Source organism: Grimontia sp. SpTr1, from assembly GCF_947387585.1.
Lineage (GTDB): Bacteria > Pseudomonadota > Gammaproteobacteria > Enterobacterales > Vibrionaceae > Enterovibrio > Enterovibrio indicus.
Map to the genome: position 1 here is coordinate 479,522 of NZ_CANDOD010000001.1, position 24,047 is coordinate 503,568.

The following is a 24,047-nucleotide window of genomic DNA, read 5'->3' on the forward strand; positions in this document are numbered from 1 at the left end:
AATTGATATGAAAAGTTGCCAACTAACGCTAATCGCTGTGCCAGATAATAGCTATTCAACATCAAGGACAGAGATGAACAGTGATGGCTTCGAACGCAGAAAACGGAACGACACAGAGCAAGACGGCAGGTTACTTGTCGATGATGGCAACGCTACTGGTTTGGGCAGGTTTTTTCCTCTCTCTAAAAGGTGGCGCGAATTCAGATTTGCTGCCTGCTGATCTGGCACTGATGCGCTTCCTGGTTCCTGCACTGTTACTGACTCCTTTTGTCTATCAGGCACGAGAGCAAATCGCGGCTATTCCGGCCAAATATATGCTGGGTATGTTTGTCGGCAGCGGGCTACCGTATCTTCTGGTGGCAAGTAACGCGATGCAATATGTCCCAGTTTCTCACGGTAGTGCGCTCGTGCCGGGAACTTTGCCTTTGTTTGTCACCGCTATTGCAGTGCTCTTTTATCAGCAGCCATTAAGCACACACCGCAAACTTGGACTTGCTGCAATCGCGATAGGCACCGCTCTGTTTCTCTTGAGCAATATCAGCAGTTCCGAAGGTACCTATGACTGGGCGCAGTCCAAAGGGCATCTTCTCTTTTTGTTGGGCAGTTTGATGTGGGCCATTTTCACGATTAGTGCGCGGGTAGCGAACCTCAATGCCCTCGCGTGTTCCGGCGTGCTAGCCATCATGTCTTGTTTGGTTTTGTTTGTGGCGGTCACCATTGGATGGTTGCCAAGCACACTCCATCAGACTTCTGTATCACATTGGCCATGGCAGCAAGTGTTTACCCATACCTTGTTGCAAGGTGTCGGGGCAGGGATAGTGTCGTCTTGCACTTATCTGTATGCCGTTAAACAACTCGGGGCAGAGCGAAGTGCAGCATTCGGCAGTGCGACACCGGTGATCGCGACTTTGCTGTCTATTCCCATCTTCAACGAAGTGCCGGATGCAATGACTATGTCCGCGCTGGGGTTTGTTTGCGTCGGGAGTTTGGTGGCAAGCAATATTTTTATGAAAAACGATACGTCATTGAACTATCAACCACCTATGTATCAAAAATAATACGTAATAAACAGAAAACTAGATAAGAATAATTAGTCGATTAAAGTGTGCTTGAAGTGATTATTAGAATCCATAAAACCAAATATATAGTGAATTTCATATGATTAATATCTTGGGTAGTCATGCTGCTTTCTAACATAATTATCAAATCAATATATTTAGATTCTTATTGTCTCAAAAGTGAGTCGATGGATGTCATTTTGAATGTGGTTTCATAATTCCCGATGCTGATACTGCGTCTCATATATAAAGGCATTTGGCACTTGTAATATTTTTTGAGGGAATTATGGACAATATCTGTAAAGGACTACGAATTGGAGTTGCACTGGTAACACTGGTTTCAGGTGCAGCTTTGGCTGAACCAAGTAAAGCGATCCTGGAAGGTTTTATCACTCGTGGTGATGTCGGTAAATCGATTGGCGAAAGAAATGGTTATGATAAGCCTGGTAAGGAAGATAAAAACAAGCCTACTGATTGGGCAAAGTATGTAGACGGTGTAGTGATTCAGGCTGAGTGGGCGACTCTCGAACCTGAAGATGGCGTTTATGATTTCCAATTGATTGAAGACGCCTTAAATGACATCAAAGACTATAACGAGGCTAATGGTGTGAATTTGGGCGCTAAGTTAAGAGTGTTTGCTGGCCAGTATAGCCCAGACCATATCCTGGATAACCCGGATATCGGATCGACTTACGTTGCCTATGCTGAGGTAGGAAAAGGTCGAGACGGTATGCTGCCGCACTTCTGGAAAGATGCATTTCTAGACAAATATAAGACGTTACATCAAGCACTTGCTGAAGAGTTTGATGCCAAGCCAGAAGGCGATGAAGACCATGTGCGCAATGAAATCCTCAGAGAGGTTTCAATTACCGCCTGCATGATGAAAAGTGCTGACATGCACCGTGCAGAGAATGGGGACAACTATGTGGATCGTAACGATGGCTTAACGAATATCGGTGTACTGATGTCTGCCGGGCTGACGTTCGAAGAAGACTTTAGTTGCCAGAAAAAGCAAATAAACATCGTTGCAAACGCATGGGAAAACACATGGGTATCTGTTGCCCGCGCACACTTCAATGACTATTCAAACCATGCAGGGATTGCTCCTCCAGAGGGTGAAAAACTGACGGAAGACTGGCCGCTTGCTAAGGATAAAATGAGAAAAATTGTCAATACGTGCCGAAAAAATGATAACTGCATTATTGGCAACAACAGTTTGGAGCATAAAGAAACTAAAGATAACAATGCCGCATTCTTTGATGACACCAATGCGATCTATTATGTTGCCCAAAACTATTTAAATGAGGGAAAGAAAAAAGCCCCTGTCTATTTCCAAACTGTCGTGAAAGTTCAGAGTGATGAAAACGACAATGAAACGAAACTGCATCGAGTCATTGAAAGCGCGATGGAAGCATCTGATGTAAGCATGATTGAGCTTCCGACTTTGAAAGCGTTAAAACAATACAAGGACGGATACCTTTCTGGTAATAAAATGCAGACAGTCAGGAGTGAACTGAAAAAATAACTCATCCAGTTAGTCTCCTCAGCAGAGGCGACTTCGGTCACCGAGCTAGTTACCGGCAGCTAACAACCAGGTTGTCTGCCGGTATGTTTTTGGTATTGTACAAATTGGCAATCTTTTCCATTGACTTGAAAACCAAGTTTTTCGAACAGGGCAATGGAACGAACGTTGTCATTATTGATATCAGCGATCAACGCCTTAACACCCACTGAGCCAGCAAACCCAAACAGAAGCGGCAATGCTTCAGACATCAAACCCTTGTTCCAGTGAGCAGCGTTTAATAAACAACCGACTTCGCATTCAGAGCGGTCTTCGCTAAAACTATGCAATCCGCAGGTCCCAATTACTTTGTTTGAAGCTTTCTCAACAATCGCCCATTCAAAGGATTCTTCTGTGGCTTCCAACCGAGCCACGCTTTCAAGCATTTGATGAACCATTTCGATCGAGGTGAACACAGGGTCAGACGCAAACTCCATGACTTGATCGTTACCATAAATTTCAAACAAATCGTCGACATCAGAGTGAACCGCAGAGCGCAATACTAGGCGATGGTTGGATAAAACGGGCTTCATTAAATCTCGAAGAGGGCTTGATAGGTAGGTGGATATCAAAACAAGTCAGACTCAGTCAAAACTGACCGAATCTGACCCTAAGACGATTTGATTCAGAAGTTATAACGCGCAGTCAGCAATACGCCTTGAATCGACAGGTCTACGTCATTGAAATCGCCGGTTTGGTAACGATAGCCGATGCCAACATCCAATTGGTCGAACATATACCCCAGCTCGAAGCCTGCCTGATAAGCCAACTCAGTTTGTGAGCGGGAAACGCCGTAAATATCGGTTTGAGCTTTAATTCCGCCGACACCCAGGATCAAAGCACTGTAGAGATTGTTTCCTGGCTCAACCCATTTTGGTCTTAAGTTGAAATAGTAGGCTTCGCCGTCCATGGAAACATCTTGCGCGAATTCCGCTTTACCGAAGTGTTGGTATTCCACTTCCAGCCCAAGCTCCATGCCCGTTGAAATTTCCAGACCATACCCAAAAAAACCGCTCAGGCCGAATGCGTTGTTTTCATCCACCTTAAGATCGTTGTATTTCAGCTCCGTATCGTCGTAAACAGAGAGATTGGTGCCTGCATAGAAGTAGTTATCAGCAAAGGAATGGCAGCTAAAAAGGAGTAAAGCAACAAAGAGTCTTTTCATCGGTAAACCACATGTCATTTTGGAAGAGCGGGAGAGTTCGATGTTGTCCAACCGCTAAAAGCGAGTAGCTGAAGTCTCCCTGGCTTCATAGAGAATCAGTTGGTGAATTTAACATTGGGTGAAAAGATGCATATTCGAAGCGGGTCTCAATTGTGGATGAATCGGGAATGTTTCATGAATTAAATCATGGGATTGGAACTTACAACGCACAAAGGCAGTGGATTCCTGTCCAATCGCGAGCAAAGCTTGTAGAGAAAAAATGGGGCGATTAAGCGACGCCCCGTTTGGTTGGAAGAGCCTGAGGTTTGAGAGACTAGCTCATCTTAATCACCGAATCGCAGCGCTTTTCGACAAGGTGTTTGTCATGACTCACAAGCAGAAGCGCACATCCTTGCTCCTTCGCCAAAGTGATCAGCACATCGGTGACCTCCATAGCAGTGATAGGGTCGAGTCGCGATGTCGGCTCGTCAGCAAACAAAAACACAGGCTCAAGCAACAACGCGCGCAAGATGGAAAAGCGCTGTAACTCGCCGCCTGAAACTGAAAGACTGTTCCTTTCGAGTAGCTCCGGTGAGAGGTTGAGCTTATCCATTAACGGCGGGATTTTGGTGCGATCGAGATTGTGCAGCGAAACCAAATCTTCGAGTAAAGTACCTAAGGTGACGCTTGAAGTGACCGCTGAAGGCGGATCCTGAAACAGTTTTTGCCACTGATAAGGTGCGGTGTTTGGCTTCCGTTTAGAGATACTGCCTTTCACGGCAGGCAGCAAACCCAGCAAGGTATCGCCCAAGGTGCTTTTGCCGCAACCACTGTCACCTACAACGCCCATCACTTCTCCAGCATGAAGTGCGAAAGACAAATCCTCCGCCAGTGCTTTGCCTCCCCGCCCAATGGATAGCGATTCAGCGCTAATCACAGGGTCAGTGAATGGATTGGCATCGGTATGTTTATCCCAATGTAACGGGTCAGCGGCTATCAGTGCTTTGGTGTACTCATGCTGAGGGTTCTCAAGTACCTGAGAGGCCGTGCCTTTTTCAAGTAGCTCACCGTTTCTCATCACCATGATGTCTCCCTGTAACTGGCGGGCAACTTCAATATCATGGGTAATGGTCAGCAGACCTCCACCTTGAGCACTTTCTCTAAGCAAGCGAGTGATATCGTCACGGCGACTGGCATCAAGACCTTTGGTGGGCTCATCTGCCAGAATGAGTTTAGCGCCGCCAGCTTTCGCAGCGACAACGGCTAAGCGCTGAGCCATACCGCCTGAAAGTTCGCCCGGTCTTTTCATCGCACTTTGTTTCAATCCGACTGCATCGAGATCTTCAATGGCCATGTTGAAAGCGGCTTCAGGACTATTACCGTGCACACATTCATACACTTCTGAAACCTGTTGATAGCCGCGCATCAGCGGGTCCAGTGACCGCCAAGGCTCTTGCGGCAGCATAATGATTTCCTTTCCCCAAAGTGCTTTCAGCGCATCCCCTTCAAGCTGTTGTTCCAGAATTTCCACGTCGCCGTGCTGAGAGAGTGTCTCGGGTAAAGTTCCAATAATGGCCTGTGCTAACAGACTTTTTCCTGAACCTGTTTCACCGAGAATCGTTAACGGCCTGTCTTGATACAAGGTTAACGAAACGGGTTGGATCAATAGGGTATCTCCAACCGTTATTGAAAGATCATTCAGTTGAATCAGCGGTTTCACGACCTGCCCCCGTAAGTAGATGAAAACCCAATACCAGCAGTGCAACGGCAACCAATGGCTGCGCGAGTGCCCAAGGGGAATTGACGGAATAAGGGAATAGCTCGACGCTCATTAAGCCAAGTTCAGCAAGGGGCGGTTGAATACCGACAGCAACGAAGCCGAGCGATGCCATCATAAGAACCGCGTTAGCGCCGCCAAATGCTGCCATGGTCATTACTGAAGGAAGAATGGCTGGCAGGATATGGCGTTTAAACTGATACCACTTCCCAAATCCCATCATGGCGGAAAGTTGTCTTTCTGGGCTACCCACCTGTGCGCGGGTAATGGCACGGGTGACTCGGTAATACTCAACCCACTGAACCAGCGAAATAGCGAGGTACAGCATGACGAACGAGCCTGGAGCGATAGCAGCCAGCAGCAATACCAGAACCAATCCCGGCAAAGCCAACAGCGTATTGACGACGATATCCAACATTTGCTCCACTTTGCCGCCAGCCCAGGCGGAAAGCACACCAAGACTGACGCCCAGCACGGAAGCGGTGATGACACACAACACGCTTAGTGAGAAAGACAAACCAATCGCGCTGGCTAGTCGGGTCGCCATATCACGGCCAAAATGGTCAGTGCCGAGCCAATGTTCACTGCTGGGTGCCATCAAGGTTGCTGAGAGATTCTGCTGGTCAATCGAATAGGGCGAGAGTAACCCGGTCAACAGTGAAAAGCCGAACAGGAACAGCAAGATCGAAATACCTGCTTTTTGGCTGACAGATAATGTTTTAATCATTGTTCTTGTCGCCCCCTTGGATCAATCAAATAGCAGGCGATATCAATCAGGCCATTCAATACCACAAACAAAACTCCCATGGTTAGTGCACAGCCCTGAATCACAGGAATATCGCGGGCAAAAATAGCGTGTGCCAAACCGTGCCCGACGCCCGGCCAAGAGAATAGCGATTCAATCATCACAATCCCTTCAATCACCGCGACTAACTGGATGCCGATAAACGCCACCACGGGCACCGCCATATTGCGAACGCCATGGCGCAAAAACGTCTGCGATTCGGTTAAACCTTTAATGCGTGAAAATTGATAGAGGGAAGAACGAAACACCTTGAGTGCGCTGACATGCACGACACGGTTAGATACCGCGGCCAAGCTAATAGCGAGCGTGAGGGCAGGCAAGACTAAATGCTGCCAGGTCCCAAAACCTGCGACTGGAAGAACCGTGAAGTTCATGGCGAAGACCAAAATCAGCACCAAACCCAACACAAAAACAGGCAACGCTTTGGTGAAGGTCGAAAGCCAGACAAGCGTGGTATTGACGGCTCCCCCTTTTTTGGCAGACCAGATACCGAGGGGAATGGCAATCAGCACAGAAAGGGAAATGCCTGCTACTGCCAGCAACAACGAATACCCCAATTGATGCGCGACTTCACCGCTCACAGGTAAACCACTCACCAGAGAGTTCCCAAGATTGAACTGGAGCAAGTCAGTCAGCCAACTGACGTAACTGCTAAACCAGCCTTGGTCGAGGTTAAGTTCATTACGCACTAACTCTGCGGCGTTGGAATCCACATTATCCTGACCATAACGACTGGCGGCAATGCGATACGCCATGTCACCCGGCAGGCTCCTCATCATAATGAACGTGAGGGTGCCAACCCCCCACGCTACAAGAACAAGCTGGATCAGCCGCTTTTTTATCAGCGAAATCATGATCACTTAATGTCCATTTGATTGATGAAGTAGTCGCGCTCGAACGGGTCGAAACTGAAGTTGGCAACACGACTATTGACCGATGTGTGTTGGCTGTAGCTCGCAATCGGCAGCACAGGATAATCGTCATGAATGGCCTTCGCGACTTTCTGACTGAGCATCAGGCTTTTTTCTGCATCCTGCGTTTGCACCAGCTCCGCAATCGCGGCGTCAACGTCGGCGTTTTGCCAGTTCATGGTGCCCCAATCACCGCCACCATTAGAAAAATCGGTGCTGATGATTGGCAGAGGATCTGCGATAAAACCAAAGTTACGTGCAATCAACGCCACTTCCAATGAGCCATCCGTATGACCGGCAGGGATCATACTTGAGTTGGTAATATCTACTTTTAAATCCACACCAAGCTCAGCCCATTGCGCCTGAATGGCAGTTGCGACTGTAGCAAGCTCAGGACGGTCCGCATAAGTGATCAGTGTCAATCTGAAAGGTTTGCCATCGCGCTCCAGCACGCCGGCTTCGTTTAACTCCCAACCAAGACCTGCAAGTAACGCTTTTGCTTCGCTCAGGTCATATTCTTGATTGGTGACACCATCGAGATACCACTTGGACATCGAGCTAGGAAGCAGTTGCGCGGTTTCAGAACCTTCTGCATAAAGTACATTCTTTGCAATGCCACTGCGGTCAATCGCCATACTAAGTGCTTTACGTGCTTCGGTTTCTTTCAAGAATGGATGCCCATTGTTGAGCTTCACAAACAGCGTTCGAGGGATGAGGTTACTATGAACGTTAACCTGATCCGCGCCATCAAGTTGCGGGAGCATAGATGGGTCGAGTGTGAAAACAATGTCTGCTTCACCGGATTTCGCTTGCAGGATCCGGCTTTCCGCGCGGTGACCCGTCAGATAAGAAGCAAAGGGGATGTTGGCATTATCGCCCCAGTAACCATCAAACCTCTTCACCAATAGCTTATGCGGTGGTTGGAAGTTAGCCATTTCATAAGGGCCTGTACCATACAGGGTTTCAACTTGACCATCTTCCTTGAAAGAAGAGGGTGCCACGATCGCTGTTGAATAGTTGGTCAGCAAGGCAGGGAAGGCGACATAAGGTTCATTCAGGCTGAACACAACCTGATTGTTGCCCAACGCATCAATGCGTTTGATAGAGGCTTTACCCAGCGTACCGTGTTTAGCCAAAGACTGGTTTAAGCTGTTTACTACAGCCTCGATATCCATTGGCGTACCATCATGAAAGGTCACGCCATCTTTAATGGTGAGCGTCCAATCCAATCCGTTGTCGCTAACTGTCCATTCTGAAGCTAGTCCCGGCGTGATGTTACCGTTTTGGTCAACGTTCAATAATGTCTCAATCACCTGCATACGGGTGAGAATGTAGCCTTGTTTAGAAGGGTCCAAGCTGGTTATCTCCCAAGGACCACTGATGGACAAGGTGTTGGATTTATCTTGTGTCAGTTCCGTTGTTTTTTGCCCTGAAAACCAGAACGCAGCACCCGCAATAACAACTGCGGCGAGCACGCCCAGTCGAACCATTTTCTTCTTCTTTGCCACATTGGCGTACGAAATTTCAGTCATAACAGTCCCTAACGTATTCCTTAACGTCATAAAAAATTGAGTGATGTATTACATGTATTAAAAGGAGAGTGCTTTAGGATACTGGGGGAGAGCGGGTTCTCGGGCGAACACTTGCCGTTCTCAATGTGGTTTTATCTTCGAATGACCTAACTGGTTGAGGTTCCGGCAAAATCAAAACGTCCGAGTCAGCGTGCAAAACAGCGTGATGAATCGACTCATAGATCGTGCATTGATGTCCTGCGTGAATGTCTTCATGGTGTTCCAATGCATGGAGCACAGAAACCGTGCTCAATCCAAAAGCCAGGACAAGAAGCAAAAACACCCAAAACTGTTTCCCTTTAAAACTTTGAAAAGAAAGCACTATATCGAATTCTGCTGACATTAATTGTTATGATATAACAATTTCAAGAGGTGTACTGAACCATTAGAGAGGTTATTTATTGATTGAATTATTAAAAATACAAATTAATGTAAATGAGAATCAATCGCAAATAAAAGAGAGCGGTAACTTTGAAAAGAGACCCAGGAAAAGAAGCTAAAAAGGAAGCAAAAGGCAGGTGGAGAGAAAACAAAGGGAAAGATACCGACGATCTTTCCCCCTTAGTTTCGTTTAACGTAGCGCCATATTCGCCGCCATCGCCAACAAAAGTAGCGCGAAGACTTTCTTTATCGTGGCAACAGGCAAGGTTTGGGTCGCCTTCGCGCCTAAAGGCGCAGTGAACCAAGACGTGCAGACGATACCCAGCAGCGCAGGTAAATACACAAAGCCAGCGAAACCGTCGCTCAATGCAAAGTGGGCACTGCCAGATGTGATGTAACCCACCGAACCAAACAAAGCGATAACGATGCCACAGGCTGAGGCACAACCAATCGCTTTCTTCATGTCGATAGAAAAGAAGCTCAACATAGGCACCAAAAGGGCGCCACCGCCGATACCAATCATGGCCGACAGGCCACCGACAATCGTGGTGAAGAAAGTCAGTAGGGGTTTGTTTGGCAGTTTACGCTCAGCGTCATCATCGCTCTTGCCGCTGAAAATCATCTTCAATGCAATGAGTACCACACTCACCGCAAACACCATGCGAACTATTTGCTCAGGTAACAAGGCGGCCAGAAAACCGCTGATAAGTGCGCCAAGCGCCACCCCAGTCATGATCCAAGGGGCCAAATCCCAAGGAACATTACCGTTTTTATGATGAGCGATAGCCGAAGAAGTAGAAGTAAAGAGTATAGAGGCTAATGAAGTCGCGATGGCCGCAACCACGACCTGCTGTGCTGGCAATACGTCAAAGTGAAGCAAAATCACGCTGAGAATTGGCACAATCACCAACCCGCCGCCAATACCTAACAATCCCGCCAGAAAACCTACGCCGCTGCCGAGCAGCGCACAATATATAAACAATAAAAGCAAATCACTCATCCATTTCATCTCTGCTTATTTTCAAGAGGCTGAAATCCTACACGAACAAATAAAAATAGATCATGAAGATTTCTCATGATGAAGGTGAAGGAAAAGAGTTTTCATTAAATCCATGAGGCACGTATAAATCTCACTATGCAAGTATCACTGAAAAACAGTGAATACGACTGACTGGGAAAGTGACAATCAAAAATAAAGCCCAGTAACAGTAAGGAATTAAGTCAGCTTTAGATCAGGAACCCGATCACCATGAATAAGAATTTTACGTTCGCGATTAACAGCATTAGTTTTGATGAAAACTATCAGCCAAAAGACAACACCCGAATTACCACTAACTTCGCCAATTTAGCGCGAGGAGATAGTCGTCAGAGTAATCTGCGCAATGCACTGCGAATGATTGATAACAGCTTTAACTCTCTCGCTAATTGGGATAACCCAAAAGGCGATCGTTATTCTGTTGAATTGGAAATTATCTCCGTTGATATGGATATCGAAGGCAGTGGTGAGGCATTCCCGTCTATTGAGATTCTGAAAACCAACATTCTTGATCGCCAAACCAACGAGCGCATTGAAGGTATTGTGGGTAACAACTTCTCATCTTATGTGCGTGATTATGATTTCAGTGTTCTGCTTCTTGATCACAACAAGGGCCAGCCTAAGTTCAGCATCCCAGAGAACTTTGGTGAGCTGCACGGCAAGCTGTTCAAACACTTCGTGAACTCAGAGGCTTACAAGCAAAACTTCAAGAAGCCGCCAGTGATCTGTTTGAGTGTGTCAGACAACAAAGTCTACAGTCAGACAGAGAACCAGCACCCAGTGCTGGGCGTGGAATATCAGCCAAATGAGTCTTCACTCACCGAGCAATACTTCAAGAAAATGGGCCTTCAGGTTCGCTACTTTATGCCGCCAAACAGCGTTGCACCTTTAGCTTTCTATTTCTTTGGCGATTTGCTGAATGATTACACCAACCTTGAGTTAATCAGCACAATTAGCACCATGGAAACATTCCAGAAAATCTATCGCCCTGAAATTTACAATGCCAACGCAGTGGCCGGAAAACGTTATCAGCCAAACTTGAAAAATGCTGACCACTCTTTAACGCAAATTGTATATGACCGTGAAGAGCGCAGCCGATTAGCGATTGAACAAGGTAAGTTTGCAGAAGAAAACTTCATCAAGCCTTACCAAAATGTTCTGGAGCAATGGTCTGCGAATTACGCCTAATTACGATCAAACAATAACAAATAAAGAGAAAAGACAGCATTTATTATGAAAATACTATTACCGACTTCAACAGCAGGAAGCTTACCGAAACCTTCGTGGTTGGCAGAACCAGAAAAACTATGGTCACCATGGAAATTAGAAGGTGATGCATTAATTGATGGCAAACAAGACGCGCTTCGTGTGGCATTGCAGGAACAACAAGTCGCAGGCGTCGATATTGTCAGCGATGGCGAACAAACACGACAGCACTTCGTGACGACGTTTATTGAACATTTAAATGGCGTTGATTTTGAAAAGCGCGAAACTGTGACAATCCGAAACCGTTATGAAGCGAGTGTGCCTTCGGTGGTTGGCCCAGTTTCCCGTCCAAAGTCCGTGTTTGTAGAAGATGCGAAGTTCCTACGCAAGCAAACCGACAAGCCAATCAAATGGGCGCTGCCAGGTCCTATGACCATGATCGATACCCTTTACGATGGCTACTACCAAGACCGCGAAAAGCTCGCGTGGGAATTTGCGAAAATCCTGAACCAGGAAGCGAAAGAATTGGAAGCGGCCGGCGTGGATATCATCCAGTTTGATGAGCCTGCATTTAACGTCTTCTTTGATGAAGTGAACGAGTGGGGCATTGCCACGTTGGAACGCGCCATCGAAGGGCTGAAATGTGAAACTGCTGTTCACATCTGTTATGGCTACGGCATTAAAGCCAACACCGACTGGAAAAAGACGCTGGGTTCAGAGTGGCGACAGTACGAAGAAGTCTTTCCAAAGCTGCAGCAATCCAACATCGATATTATCTCGCTGGAATGTCATAACTCCCGCGTGCCAATCGAATTGCTGTCGCTCATCCGCGGTAAGAAAGTCATGGTAGGTGCCATTGATGTGGCGACAAACACTATCGAAACACCGGAAGAAGTGGCTGACACGCTGCGCGAAGCGCTGAAATATGTTGATGCCGATAAACTCTACCCATGCACCAACTGTGGTATGGCACCGCTTTCCCGCGAAGTGGCAACAGCCAAGCTCAATGCACTGAGTGCAGGTGCGGAAATCATCCGAAAAGAACTCTCTGCTTAACCTAAATATTGGTAGAGAAATTTAAGACAGACACAGCAAGTCAATACATGTTGTGCCCAATTCACAACATCTTATGTGTCTGTCTTTTTCTATTATTTTCACTTCCTTCAATCGCTTAAGTGCTTTCTCTTCCTCTGTAAGCACGCTGTGGAAAAATGTGAAAAAGCGCTTTCACATTTTTTTCACACCACTGCTTTTACTCTGTCACGACTGATGTGAGGCATTGCCCATTTTGCTGAAGGCGCTCTCAGATTTTCAAACCTTCAACAACCTCCGAGGCAAGGCTCTCTTGGTGAAAATAACGTTAAGGACAGACAAATGAAAAAACTGATTTTAGGTAGTGCACTTCTGGCTTCTGTGGGCGCATTCAGCGTTTCAAGCTACGCAGCAGACGCCAAATTGATTACTGAAGAAGCGGCAATCAAAGCAGCGCTGGCGGAAGTGGGCGTTGAAGTGCTAGGTATCCGTTTTGACGAACCAGATACTCAGTGGGACGTGTTTGTCAGATCTGGCGAGCAGGCATACGAAGTGGAAGTAGACGCAGTCAGCGGCAAAATCGTAGCGGCTGAAAAAGAAAGCCTGGCGGAAATCCAAGCAGAGCTTTCAGGCGACCTTTCACATGAAGGTGTGGCTGGCGATACAGATAAATGACGTAGATAAATAATGTCATTGGCTGCTTCATGCCCTACGTGAAGTGGCCTTTTTCTCAACATCCAAATTTTTACTCGCTTCCACCGGCACAGACCAGCTCCAAACACCTACCCGCGCTCTCCAGCACTTCCTTTACGACAGAATACAGTGTATTAAAAGTGTCCAAAACCCCTCCAAAAATTAACATAGATCAAGCCAATTGCAGGTATAGGAAAAAGCAATTGTTACCATTATCAATAAGGGATTATTTTTGATGCATTGCTGAGGTAAGTAGCAGACTACCTTTAAACCAAAAGAGACAATAAACAAAAGGCGGGATTATGGACAATAAACACAATGCATCAGGAAAATGTCCTGTAGTACATGGCGCAATGACAAGTACCGGAACCTCAAACGTGGCCTGGTGGCCGAAGGCGCTCAACCTGGACATCCTCCATCAGCACGACAACAAATCTAACCCTCTTGGTGAAGACTTTGATTACCGAGAGGCACTCAAAACGCTTGATGTAGAAGCGCTGAAAACTGACCTGAAAGCGCTGATGACAGAAAGTCAGGAATGGTGGCCTGCCGATTGGGGTCACTACGGCGGTTTAATGATCCGCATGGCGTGGCACTCAGCAGGTTCATACCGTATCGGTGATGGCCGCGGTGGTGCGAGCACAGGTAACCAGCGTTTTGCTCCCCTGAACTCATGGCCAGACAACGCCAACCTGGATAAAGCACGCCGCTTGCTTTGGCCTATCAAACAAAAGTACGGCAATAAAATCAGCTGGGGTGATCTGATGATCCTGGCGGGTAACATGGCTTATGAGTCCATGGGTCTGAAAACCTTTGGCTTTGCGTTTGGCCGTGAAGATATCTGGCACCCAGAAAAAGACATCTATTGGGGATCAGAGCAAGAGTGGCTGGCACCAAGCGGCGGTGAGAATGGTCGCTACGCGGCAGAAGGCGAGCGCGATCTGGAAAACCCACTGGCTGCCGTGATGATGGGGCTTATCTACGTTAACCCAGAAGGGGTAGACGGTAACCCAGATCCTCTGAAAACCGCGCAGGATATGCGTGTGACATTTGCTCGCATGGGCATGGATGATGAAGAAACCGTTGCGCTGACAGCAGGCGGCCACACCGTAGGTAAAGCACACGGTAATGGCGATGCGGCAAATCTGGGCCCAGCGCCAGAAGGCGCAGATATCCATGAGCAAGGCTTGGGTTGGCAGAACCACACGACCCGCAGCGTGGGTCGCGACACCGTCACCAGTGGTATTGAAGGGGCGTGGACGACCAACCCAACGCAATGGGACAACGGCTTCTTCGACATGCTGTTGAAGCATGAGTGGGAACTGACTAAGAGCCCAGCAGGTGCGTGGCAGTGGAAACCTGTCGATATTAAAGAAGAAGACAAGCCGGTAGACGTGGAAGACCCAAGCATTCGTCATGACCCATTGATGACAGATGCTGACATGGCGCTGAAAATCGACCCGGATTACCTCAAGATTTCGGAGAAATTCCATGCTGACCCGGCTTATTTCTCAGAAGTGTTCGCGCGTGCCTGGTTCAAACTGACGCACCGTGATTTGGGGCCTAAATCTCGCTATGTGGGTCCAGATGTACCGGCAGAAGATCTGATTTGGCAAGACCCAATCCCAGCAGGTAAAGCGGACTACGATGTTGCAGCTGTGAAAGTGAAAATCGCAGAAAGCGGCCTGTCTATCAGTGAAATGGTATCTACTGCGTGGGACAGCGCACGCACCTTCCGCGGCTCTGACAAACGTGGTGGTGCAAACGGCGCACGTATACGCCTTGCGCCTCAGAAAGACTGGCAGGGCAACGAGCCTGAGCGTCTGGCAAAAGTGCTGTCTGTGCTTGAGCCAATCGCGGACGAGTTCGGTATCAGCGTCGCAGACGTGATTGTGTTGGCGGGTAACCTGGGTGTGGAGCAAGCCGCGAAAGCTGCTGGTTTCGAACTGGAAGTGCCATTCGCAGCAGGTCGTGGTGATGCAACGGCAGAACAAACTGATGTGGAATCCTTCGCTGTGCTGGAACCGCTGGCAGATGGTTTCCGCAACTGGCAGAAACAGCACTACGCTGTCGCGCCAGAAGAAATGCTGCTGGACCGTGCACAGCTGCTGGGCTTAACCGCACCAGAGATGACAGTGCTGCTGGGTGGTATGCGTGTTCTGGGTACCAACCACGGTGACTCTGCACACGGCGTATTTACAGATCGCGTCGGCACCCTGAGTAACGATTTCTTCGTGACCCTGACCGACATGAACTATGCGTGGAAACCAACGGGCCGTAACTCTTACGACATCGTTTCACGTAAGAGCGGCGAAGTGAAATACACCGCAAGCCGTGTTGATTTGGTGTTCGGTTCAAACTCCATCCTGCGTGCGTATGCAGAAATCTACGCGCAGGACGACAGCAAAGAGAAATTCGTGAAGGACTTCGTTGCTGTATGGACCAAAGTGATGAACGCAGACCGTTTCGACATCGCTTAAACCCAGTTCATGATGCAATAAATGAAAATACCGCTCCTTGTGAGCGGTATTTTTTTATCTGAAATCAGTAAAGACCTCAAATACGCAAACATCAGGCTGAATGGTTTTCCGTGCTATGGGAGACAAGAGCTGAGCTGGTTTCCTTGGCTCGCCCATCACTATCACTATCCATTGGTACTGGTATGCCTTCATATCGAATCAACCCCGCCAGCAAAATCAGTGTGGTTGCCATTAGGTCGTTCATGCGTAATGCATCACCCAGAAAAAACCACCCTAACCCTAACGCAAACACCACTTCACAGCTGCTGACCATGGTGGTTTTCTCCATATCCGCTAGCTGCGCGCCGCGTGAAAACAAGTATTGGGGCAGGGCCGCAGAAAGCACGCCGAGTGCCAAAACAAGCCCCAGTTGCTCAAGCGTAGAGGGCAACGAAAACGCCTGTTGGCTAAACAGCGTAATAGGCACAAGGACGACAACATTCCCCAACAAGGCCGCGAACATTCTGGCTGCGGCATCGTGATTTTTCTCTGGCAGAGAAAACATATTGATCACCACTGCAAACGACGCGGGTGCAGCAAGACAAACCAACAAATCTAACCAGGACGCATTGAAACCCTGAGCGTCTTGCATGACGCCGACAGCGATAGCGATCAGCATGGCCGCGATCATCCGGTTGCGGCTCATGGTTTTGTTGAAGCAAAGCCAGCCCAGCAAAATCGCGAACATGGGGTAGGCGTAATACGTCAAAATCACCGTATTGGGTTCGAGCTTGGTCAGGCTTGTCATAAAGGCCAACATACCGATAGCCGAAAGCCCACCGACGGCCGCGAAACGGAGAAACTCGCCATCAAACACAGGGCGCTTTTTCATCAAAAGCAACATCAAGAGTGTTGGGATAGCAAAGCGGTACAGAGTGATAGAATCCGCCGAGAATCCCTGACTCAATAACAACTGCGCCAGCAAAGGGTTCGAACTGAATCCGAATGCGGCTGCCAGTACCATCCAAATACCCATCATCTGCTTCCCTCCTGCTTTTAAGGAACCATGTTGTTAAAAACTCATGCTTTCTAAGAGCGACAGAAGAATGCTAACGGTTTTGATGTAGAATGATTAATGAATAACTCTAACTATACATAAAAGGAATGCATGTATGAGGCTGGAGATCCGCCATTGGCAGTTGCTTGATGCGATTGGAAAATACGGCAGTTTAGGTGCGGCGGCAGACGTACTGGGCGTGACTCAACCCGCCATGAGTCATCGGCTTGCAGAAGCGGAGCGCCGATTAGGCAGCGCGATCTTCGAGCGGGATGGACGAAAACTCAAACCGACACCCGCCGGACAAGCATTGATCCAAACAGCATCATCCATCCTACCGGAGCTATCACGGGCAGAAGACGAATTCGAGCGCACCGCCGCCAATGCCAGTTACCTAGTGCGAATAGGGATTGCAGAATACTCTGCCTATCACTGGGTGCCGGGGTTTCTAAAATCGCTTGCGTTCAGCAGGGAAAAGCTGCAAATCGATTTTGTAGCGGCAGCAACACGAGATGCCGAAGCTACCCTGATAACTGGGAAAACCGACATCATCATTTCTCCGGCGCGCTCAGAAAACCCCGCGTTGAATTGCAAACCCCTGATGGAAGATGAACTGGTGCTGGTGACGCATCCTGATCACCGTCTGACTTCCAAACCGTGGATAGAAGCGCAGGATCTAGTGAATGTGGATTACCTCACTTACAGTCTGGATGCGCTTCCCGGTTTTGAATACGAGCGCTTTATCCGCCCATCCGGTATTCGTATTCCACACATGCAAGTGGTGGAGATGACCGATGCGATCGTAGAAATGATTGCTGTCGATTTAGGCGTGAGTATTCTTTCCCGCTGGGCGCTGAAGCGTTCGATAAAACAAGCGCTGGTGGCTGCGGTATCAGTGACCAAACAAGGACTCCCATTAACCTGGTACATTATCAGCCGAAAATCAGACAGCAAAAATGAAGCAATCAAGACCACGGCCGAATCTTTGCAGCAATGGTTTTCGCAGAATGAGTCGAGTTAGGTCTTTAGGCCAATTGTTTAATTATATCGGGCAGCGTTTGTGGGGGGACTTTCTCCTTCGTTATCGGCTTCTCATGTATGTCAGCTAAACATCGAAGCCTCTGCCTTGTATAAAGTCCCCAGAAACTGCTGCAAAAATCATCATCAAAGGTCAACAGACCTTAGGACCAACTCTGGAAAATCTTCTGGAAGCGCGGTCATTAACCAGTTTTGAAAGGTTTCAGCCTCTACAGACAGCGGGCGCTTTTTGGGGTGTACAATGAAGTAACGAAACGCAGTAAAAGTCGGCATTTCAAACAAGCAATGCAGCTTGGATGAGGTGAGATAAGGCAGAGCCAAGGTATGTTTAGTTACCGCAACACCTTGACCCGAAATCGCCGCCTCCAGTACAAAGATAGCGTCATGAACATCTATTTTTGATGCCAACTTACTAATATTCTGGGTTTTATCATCGGTAAATCGCTGGATCGCCTGGTTAACATCTTCAATATCCTTGGCGTGATAGCCTAACCAGGGCAGCGAGAGCGCATACTCTGAGAGATTTATCCCTGCACCTTCTGCTAACAATGAAGGTGCAACTACAATGACAATTTTGTCATGAAGAATTGGCGTTGTTGTCATTCCAGGGTAATTGCCAAGGCCAAATCTCAAAGAGAGATCCACCTCGGTGTTGGTTTCATTCGTGGGAATGTTGCTTGAGTGAACTCTAACCCGTATCTCAGGGTGAAATTTCTTGAAATCTGGAAGCCTGTGGATCAACCACTTTGCCATTGAGGGAATCACTGAAATGGTCACTAGCTTTTCACGGTTTAAGGTTTCAAGTGCGTCGAGCCCTTCGGTAAAACAGACCATTCCGTTGTCAATGAAAGGGTAGAACAGCGCTCCCTTTTCGGTAAGTTTGATGGTTCTGCCAACCCGCTCGATCAGTTGCACCTGTAACCTTTCTTCAAGGTTTTTTATTTGCTGGCTAACCGCGGACTCGCTGATGTGAAGTGTTTTAGCCGCCTGCTGAATACTTTGGTATTTCCCTACTGCTGCGAATACGCGCAGTGCGTTCATTGATGGAAAGCTAGGCATCGTTATCGGCAGTGTCCTTACATTAGGTTTTGTTTCATTTCGTCCTCACATTTAAGTTTTTCTAAAGTGTTTGTGCAAGAAACCCTGATTGTTTTCGTGCTGTTGGTCTCTAGACTTTCAAGGGTAAGGACGATTGGAAAGCGCATCGAGAATGATGCGGAATATACCCAAAAAATCCAAAGGTGCGGATTTAGCGCCGGCACAAACAAGGAGACGGAAAGTGAATCACCAGATGTTGATGGATGCGAAACGAAACATCGCACCTTATATGGGCGCAACACCCATGCTGTCTTCGCCTTTGCTCGACAAACAACTCAAAGGAAAGGCTTTGATTAAGGCGGACAGTTTGTGTCCGACAGGCGCCTTTAAACTGCGCGGCGCGATCAATGCGGTTTGCTGTTTGACCAACGAGCAGAAAAAAGCTGGTGTGGTTGCGTTCTCAACAGGTAATCACGCGCAGGCTGTGGCTTATGCGGGGCAGCTATTTGGGGTGAAAAGTGTGGTCATTATGCCGAAGACAGCTAACGCGATAAAAATTGAAAACACACGCTTGCTGGGTGCCGACGTTGTGCTGTTTGACCCGGAAAATGAAACCAGAGAGGCTTTGGCTGAGAAGTATCAGAACGAGTACGGAATGACGCTGATTCGGCCTTATGACCACCCAGAGGTCATTGCCGGTCAGGGGACAAGCGGGCTTGAGATGGTCGACTATTGCCTCCTTCATCAAATCTCTCCGGACTATTGTTACGTTCCCGCTTCTGGCGGCGGCTACATTGCGGGTGTTTCGATTGCTATCTCCAAGTCATTTCCGCAGTGTGAAATTGTTGGCGTTGAGTCTGAGGTTTCGCGACCCTGGTACCACTCCATGCTCAATGGGGAGCGGACACATGCGGCACAGCAGCGCCCTTCAATATGTGATGCTATTTTGCCGCCACACCCAATGCCTGGTGAGCTGACATGGCCGATTGTTAAGGGCAGTGTGAGCCGATTTGTAGCCGTGTCCGACGAAGAGGTGCTCACCTCAATGAAAATACTCCAATCTTATCTGGGGCTTGCTACCGAGCCTTGTGGCGCGATCACACTTGCTGCGGCCTTGGTTGATGATCAAAGGCTAGAAGGCAAAAGTGTCATCTGCGCTGTGAGTGGCCGAAACCGCGATTTTTCCGTGAACCTCTGAAGGCGACAGAAATATGATTGTATTGAATGAACCAGAAATCCGTGATGCCGTTGTTCTGACGAGCGCAGTCGTCTATGAAATGGGGGCGGCTTTTCAGTCGGGGGAGGCCAGTTTTTCCTGTCAGCCTCCGGTCCAACAGATGATGCTGGAGCCATTAAATGGGCTGCTATGTGTCAAATCGTTTTACTCGGCGGATCAAACCCATTTCGTTGTCAAAATGGCAGGAAATTATCGGCTAGACGGAGGCGGTGTCTCCCAAACTCATGGCATGAATGCGCTATATCATTCGACGTCAGGCCAGTTACATGCTGTGCTTGCTGATAATGGGTATCTTACTCAAATTCGCACTGCGGCTGCGGGCGGGTATGCCGTTGATCTACTGGCACCGGAAAACATCGATGTCGCAGTGATTGTGGGTACTGGAAGGCAGGCAAGAATGCAGCTTTCTGCCTTGCTACTGGTGAGACGCCCGAGTGAAATTCGATGTTTTGGCAGAAGTGCAGCAGGTCTCAAAGGTTTTGCTGACTGGGCAAACGAAACTCACCACATAGACATCCAGTGTTACGGCGATGAAAGCGCAGCATTAGCAGAAGCAGATTTGGTGATCACTGCAACGACCAGTCGCACGCCGGTCCTCCACAGAAAGGTTGTTCTCGGGGAAGGTAAACAGCGCGATCGACTGATTATCGCCATGGGGTCTGACAGTAAGGAAAAACGAGAACTTGAAGAGGCCTTAGTGTTGGAAAGTGATCGTTGGATATGCGATGACATCAGTCAGTCTTTGACTTTGGGTGAGCTAAAAGGCATATCAGAACAGGAGATAGATGAGGTCATCAAGCCTATTTCACTGGAAAAGGTTGGCCGTGGTGCGGTAAAGGGACTGACAATCTGCGATTTAACCGGTGTCGCCAAATTAGACTTAGCGATCTCGGAATATTGTCTGGCAAGAGTCTCCGAATCGGCATTGGCTTAACAGGCGTGGCTGAAGATTCTCCATTGCTGAAAACATCCTTACGCTTGGCTTCGTCTCTCACCTTGGTGAATCGGTACTTCGCGTTTTGCCAACAGAGAGTGAAGCCAACGGACAACAGAATTAGAATGCGGACTCATTTTCTGCAGCGACTCTGTTAGTACTAAAACGTCTTCTAAACTCGGTCGGTGTCAGGCCAAATTCACGCAAGAACATCTTCCGAAAAGCACTGATATCTTGATATCCCACTTCATAAGAAATCTCGGTAATCCCTTTCCCTGTTAGCTCAATTAATTGGCAGGCATGGTGAAGGCGTAATTTCTGCAAGTATTGGATGATGGTAAGCCCGACAGCGGCCAAAAAATACAACCCGAAAGTCACTGAAGAGTGTTGTTGCACTATTGACCCTACTGCTCATGTATTAGCGGTCGACGCTATGCAGGTTCGTGGCATCGAGATGCTAAACATTCAAAAAGCCTTCGCATAACAGATAGCGTTAACCTGTTTAACCAAGGTTAGAATCGCCCGGTGATCGTCAAAGCCAGTTCAGAGGAACTGGCTTTATCGCGAGAGCCGTTAAGTCTCTTGCCAATCGGGAGCCCAGGGCGAGAGCTCTTTCGTCACTATGCGCATATTGGTATCGGTTAATGCATCAATTTTCGCCATTTCAATGCTTGATAAGGTGAAGTCCATAACATCGAAGTTAGCGCGAATGTTTTCCTGTTTTGTAGACATGGTGGTAATCGCTACCCCTTTCTGAAGCGCCCAGCGCAATGCGATTTGTGCGCTGGTCTTTTGGTAGCATTGTGCGATATCAGCAAAGAGGGAATGTTTGAAAATTTCCCCCCTTGCGACTGAGCAATAGGAAGAAAGGGGAATCGAGGTCTCAGTGGCCGTCAGTAGTAGCTGTTCTTGGTTCAATAGAGGATGGAACTCGACTTGATTGGTCACGACCGGCGTTTCAATGGTCTTTCGCACTTCTCTCATCATGCGAGCGTTATAATTAGACACCGCAATATGCTTCGCTAACCCCAATCTATGCGCTTGTTCCAGCATCCACAGTGATGGGCCAACATCGCCATCTGCAGGCGGCCAGTGCAACATGAGAACATCAACATATTGTAATTTCAGTGCCTTGAGACTGTCTTTCACCGACAGTATAAAGTGGCGGTCATGGAAGTTGTCAGGGTGCACTTTGGTGGTAATGCACAGTGCCTCCCTTTCTACGGGCAATTGAGACAATGCTTCGCCTAAGCTCGCCTCGTTCCCGTACATTTGTGCCGTGTCGAACGCGCGGTAACCTGCCTCAAAGGCATGATGAACTGCTGTTGTCAGAGTGTCACCATTGAGAGGATAGGTCCCGAAAACCCGTTGATTAACGCCTTGAAAGCACACATTCATTGCGATACTCCTTATCTAGAATTGTGTTCCTGATATCGACAATCACAGGCTGTAATCAAAGACAGTGATGTCCTCAATGAGTGGCACGAAATCAAGTTTGAGTTTGTCATGCTCCGGGTGTGGAAGGTACTGCTCTCGGCCTGCTTGGTTTGCAAACGTCATCAGTACCGCATGGGTACACCCTTTGTTGAGGTTCTCGTCACTGTCGTTTTCTCCCCACTCGACGGAAACAACCCCGTCGATTTTTTTAGGGACATCCAGAAAGAGTGCTTTGATATGGTTGATTTGGTCTTCGGTAGCGCTCTCTATAAATTTGATGAGCAAGATATGTCTGATCATTGTTGTGTGACTCCCTTTTGCCGGTCTTCCATTTTGTATTCTGTGATTATTCAAACGCCGCGCGGAATGGCGTTAGACGTCAAAGCCCATTTGCTGTCTACCCAACGCAGAGAGGTCAGTCTCTGTGGCTCGGTCCTTGTAATTCACCTCATAGTTTTCAGCGGCGAAATCAGGGCTACTTTCTCCCTTCAGAAAAGCGGCCTTTTGTTTTAGCGAGTAGTCGATGTTCTTCTGACATGAAGGCGCGGCACCAATGAAAAGAACATTGCTGTACCCATCGCCCGTGTGCTGATCTTCGACCGCATGAATGGTGTCCGGATGCCACCATACCGTGTCGCCAGGATTCACTTTTGGAATTGACACTAAGCCTTCTAACAGATCGCTATGCCATTGCTCTGAAACGGTGAGCGCCCGACATGGCTCTGCACCACATAAGCTATCTTCAGGCACATCATCTTGAAGCGCTCTCAGCAGGATATAAGGCATGGTGAGTATAGAAGGCACGACTTTTAAGGTGCCATCACCCTGGCCTTGTGACGTCAGTGCCAGCCACCCTTGGAAGGAACGAAACACACTGCAAACTGCAGGGGAGGGAAACTCTTCTACGTTGATGCGGTGTGCACCATGAAAGGCATTATGTGAACGCCAGTCGCCGCCGAATATTTTCTCAAATACCTTTCGGTAGCTTGGGTCAAGCCAACGTTCGACAGACCCAGCGTCCACATGCGGAGAGAGACCCAGCGTGGTATCGCCGGGTTCACGGCGGCGAACGCGGTCTGCATACGTGACGTCTTTTGTGGGGTCAAAGTAGGTTTCACCGTTCTCCTGCCATACCCAAAGCGCATTAAGGTATTGTCGAACAGCAGCCATATTCGGATGTTGTCGCGCCCAGATCTGAGGCTTTGACCAATAGATACCGAAGATTTGCGGTTTGTCAGATTTCAGCTGACTAAAATAATTGTCTTCAACATCCGTGGTTTGCTCGTAATAACCGTTGCCAACAATGTAGTCCGACAGCTCATCATTCTTTTGCTGAACGTCTTCAGTAGGCAGCGTATTTCGAATGATACAGCAGCCCGCCTGATGAATGGCATTGCGCTGTTGTGCACTAAATTGGCCCTGCGCCTGTACTTGGGAAAACTCATAAACCGGAATGGCACTACCTGTCGTTTCAAGTGACTTGATGCGCTTAACATCCTCACGCACTGCTTGCTGAATCTCTTTGAACCTTTCCTTGTAATCAGGGATTTGTTGGCGCAGCGTTGCTTTTAACTTCTTGATTTGCAGTGGCAAGTTGTCTTTGGATAAGGCCATGGTTGCTCTCCTTCATTTGGCATCGCGTCCTTTCTTCGGTACTCACCGAGGACAGTTT

Annotated in this window: 22 protein-coding genes; 10 read left to right on the top strand and 12 right to left on the bottom strand. The window is 48.1% G+C overall.

The window, feature by feature from the left end; all coding sequences use genetic code 11:
• The first annotated feature begins 83 nt into the window (after positions 1-83).
• Positions 84-1,058 (top strand): DMT family transporter, encoded by a 975-nt coding sequence (locus tag QL223_RS02230; protein ID WP_281543749.1) that lies wholly within the window; start codon positions 84-86, stop codon positions 1,056-1,058.
• A gap of 286 nt (positions 1,059-1,344) precedes the next feature.
• Entirely contained in the window at positions 1,345-2,583 is a 1,239-nt protein-coding gene (locus QL223_RS02235) for a hypothetical protein (RefSeq protein WP_281543750.1), read from the top strand.
• 59 nt (positions 2,584-2,642) lie between these two features.
• On the opposite strand, the gene QL223_RS02240 is transcribed toward QL223_RS02235, so the two are convergent.
• The 7 genes from QL223_RS02240 to QL223_RS02270 all read right to left on the bottom strand — a co-directional run bounded on the left by QL223_RS02240 (position 2,643) and on the right by QL223_RS02270 (position 10,208).
• On the bottom strand, positions 2,643-3,152 hold the full coding sequence (locus QL223_RS02240; RefSeq protein WP_281543751.1) for a GNAT family N-acetyltransferase: 510 nt from the start codon (positions 3,150-3,152) through the stop codon (positions 2,643-2,645).
• Between the two features lie 92 nt (positions 3,153-3,244).
• Entirely contained in the window at positions 3,245-3,784 is a 540-nt protein-coding gene (locus QL223_RS02245) for an outer membrane beta-barrel protein (protein WP_281543752.1), read from the bottom strand.
• A 313-nt stretch (positions 3,785-4,097) separates the two neighbouring features.
• Positions 4,098-5,483, bottom strand: coding sequence for an ATP-binding cassette domain-containing protein (locus tag QL223_RS02250; protein ID WP_281543753.1), 1,386 nt, complete (start codon positions 5,481-5,483; stop codon positions 4,098-4,100).
• Positions 5,458-6,267 carry an ABC transporter permease gene (locus QL223_RS02255; protein WP_281543754.1) on the bottom strand — a complete coding sequence of 270 codons (810 nt, stop codon included), beginning with the start codon at positions 6,265-6,267 and terminating at the stop codon, positions 5,458-5,460. Before QL223_RS02255 ends, QL223_RS02250 begins: the two co-directional genes overlap by 26 nt.
• Complete coding sequence (locus QL223_RS02260) at positions 6,264-7,199, bottom strand: ABC transporter permease (protein WP_281543755.1); 936 nt, start codon at positions 7,197-7,199, stop codon at positions 6,264-6,266. Before QL223_RS02260 ends, QL223_RS02255 begins: the two co-directional genes overlap by 4 nt.
• 2 nt (positions 7,200-7,201) lie before the next feature.
• Positions 7,202-8,788, bottom strand: a complete 1,587-nt coding sequence (locus tag QL223_RS02265; RefSeq protein WP_281543756.1) for an ABC transporter substrate-binding protein — start codon at positions 8,786-8,788, stop codon at positions 7,202-7,204.
• Positions 8,789-9,398: 610 nt separating this feature from the next.
• Entirely contained in the window at positions 9,399-10,208 is an 810-nt protein-coding gene (locus tag QL223_RS02270) for a sulfite exporter TauE/SafE family protein (RefSeq protein ID WP_002538062.1), read from the bottom strand.
• 249 nt (positions 10,209-10,457) lie between these two features.
• Between QL223_RS02270 and QL223_RS02275 the strand changes: the two genes are divergently transcribed.
• The 4 genes from QL223_RS02275 (at position 10,458) to katG (ending at position 15,655) form a co-directional block, all read left to right on the top strand.
• The gene (locus QL223_RS02275; RefSeq protein ID WP_281543757.1) at positions 10,458-11,432 is read left to right on the top strand and encodes a DUF1852 domain-containing protein; all 975 of its coding nucleotides are present in this window, start codon (positions 10,458-10,460) and stop codon (positions 11,430-11,432) included.
• Between the two features lie 45 nt (positions 11,433-11,477).
• Positions 11,478-12,506, top strand: a complete 1,029-nt coding sequence (locus tag QL223_RS02280; RefSeq protein WP_002538064.1) for a methionine synthase — start codon at positions 11,478-11,480, stop codon at positions 12,504-12,506.
• A 318-nt stretch (positions 12,507-12,824) separates the two neighbouring features.
• Entirely contained in the window at positions 12,825-13,157 is a 333-nt protein-coding gene (locus QL223_RS02285; RefSeq protein WP_002538066.1) for a PepSY domain-containing protein, read from the top strand.
• A 320-nt stretch (positions 13,158-13,477) separates the two neighbouring features.
• Positions 13,478-15,655: a catalase/peroxidase HPI gene (katG, locus tag QL223_RS02290; RefSeq protein ID WP_281543758.1), complete on the top strand. Its 2,178-nt coding sequence runs from the start codon at positions 13,478-13,480 to the stop codon at positions 15,653-15,655.
• 91 nt (positions 15,656-15,746) lie between these two features.
• Here the strand turns inward: katG and QL223_RS02295 are convergent, their stop codons facing one another.
• Positions 15,747-16,673, bottom strand: a complete 927-nt coding sequence (locus tag QL223_RS02295; protein ID WP_281543759.1) for a DMT family transporter — start codon at positions 16,671-16,673, stop codon at positions 15,747-15,749.
• Positions 16,674-16,806: 133 nt separating this feature from the next.
• Between QL223_RS02295 and QL223_RS02300 the strand changes: the two genes are divergently transcribed.
• Positions 16,807-17,712, top strand: coding sequence for a LysR family transcriptional regulator (locus QL223_RS02300; protein ID WP_281543760.1), 906 nt, complete (start codon positions 16,807-16,809; stop codon positions 17,710-17,712).
• Positions 17,713-17,855: 143 nt separating this feature from the next.
• Here the strand turns inward: QL223_RS02300 and QL223_RS02305 are convergent, their stop codons facing one another.
• Positions 17,856-18,770, bottom strand: coding sequence for a LysR substrate-binding domain-containing protein (locus QL223_RS02305; RefSeq protein WP_281543761.1), 915 nt, complete (start codon positions 18,768-18,770; stop codon positions 17,856-17,858).
• A gap of 238 nt (positions 18,771-19,008) precedes the next feature.
• Here QL223_RS02305 and QL223_RS02310 point away from each other — a divergent pair, with 238 nt between their 5' ends.
• The 3 genes from QL223_RS02310 to QL223_RS02320 all read left to right on the top strand — a co-directional run bounded on the left by QL223_RS02310 (position 19,009) and on the right by QL223_RS02320 (position 21,422).
• Positions 19,009-19,965, top strand: a complete 957-nt coding sequence (locus QL223_RS02310) for a threonine/serine dehydratase (RefSeq protein WP_251880126.1) — start codon at positions 19,009-19,011, stop codon at positions 19,963-19,965.
• Positions 19,966-19,978: 13 nt separating this feature from the next.
• On the top strand, positions 19,979-20,938 hold the full coding sequence (locus QL223_RS02315) for an ornithine cyclodeaminase (protein ID WP_002538074.1): 960 nt from the start codon (positions 19,979-19,981) through the stop codon (positions 20,936-20,938).
• Between the two features lie 331 nt (positions 20,939-21,269).
• Entirely contained in the window at positions 21,270-21,422 is a 153-nt protein-coding gene (locus QL223_RS02320; RefSeq protein ID WP_281543762.1) for a hypothetical protein, read from the top strand.
• 89 nt (positions 21,423-21,511) lie between these two features.
• Here QL223_RS02320 and QL223_RS02325 read toward each other — a convergent pair whose 3' ends face one another.
• The 3 genes from QL223_RS02325 to QL223_RS02335 all read right to left on the bottom strand — a co-directional run bounded on the left by QL223_RS02325 (position 21,512) and on the right by QL223_RS02335 (position 23,989).
• Positions 21,512-22,336, bottom strand: a complete 825-nt coding sequence (locus tag QL223_RS02325) for an aldo/keto reductase (RefSeq protein ID WP_281543763.1) — start codon at positions 22,334-22,336, stop codon at positions 21,512-21,514.
• A 42-nt stretch (positions 22,337-22,378) separates the two neighbouring features.
• A complete protein-coding gene (locus QL223_RS02330) occupies positions 22,379-22,675 on the bottom strand; it encodes a Dabb family protein (protein ID WP_002538078.1) in 297 nt (98 codons plus the stop codon).
• A gap of 72 nt (positions 22,676-22,747) precedes the next feature.
• Complete coding sequence (locus QL223_RS02335) at positions 22,748-23,989, bottom strand: YbiU family protein (protein WP_281543764.1); 1,242 nt, start codon at positions 23,987-23,989, stop codon at positions 22,748-22,750.
• Positions 23,990-24,047 lie beyond the last annotated feature (58 nt).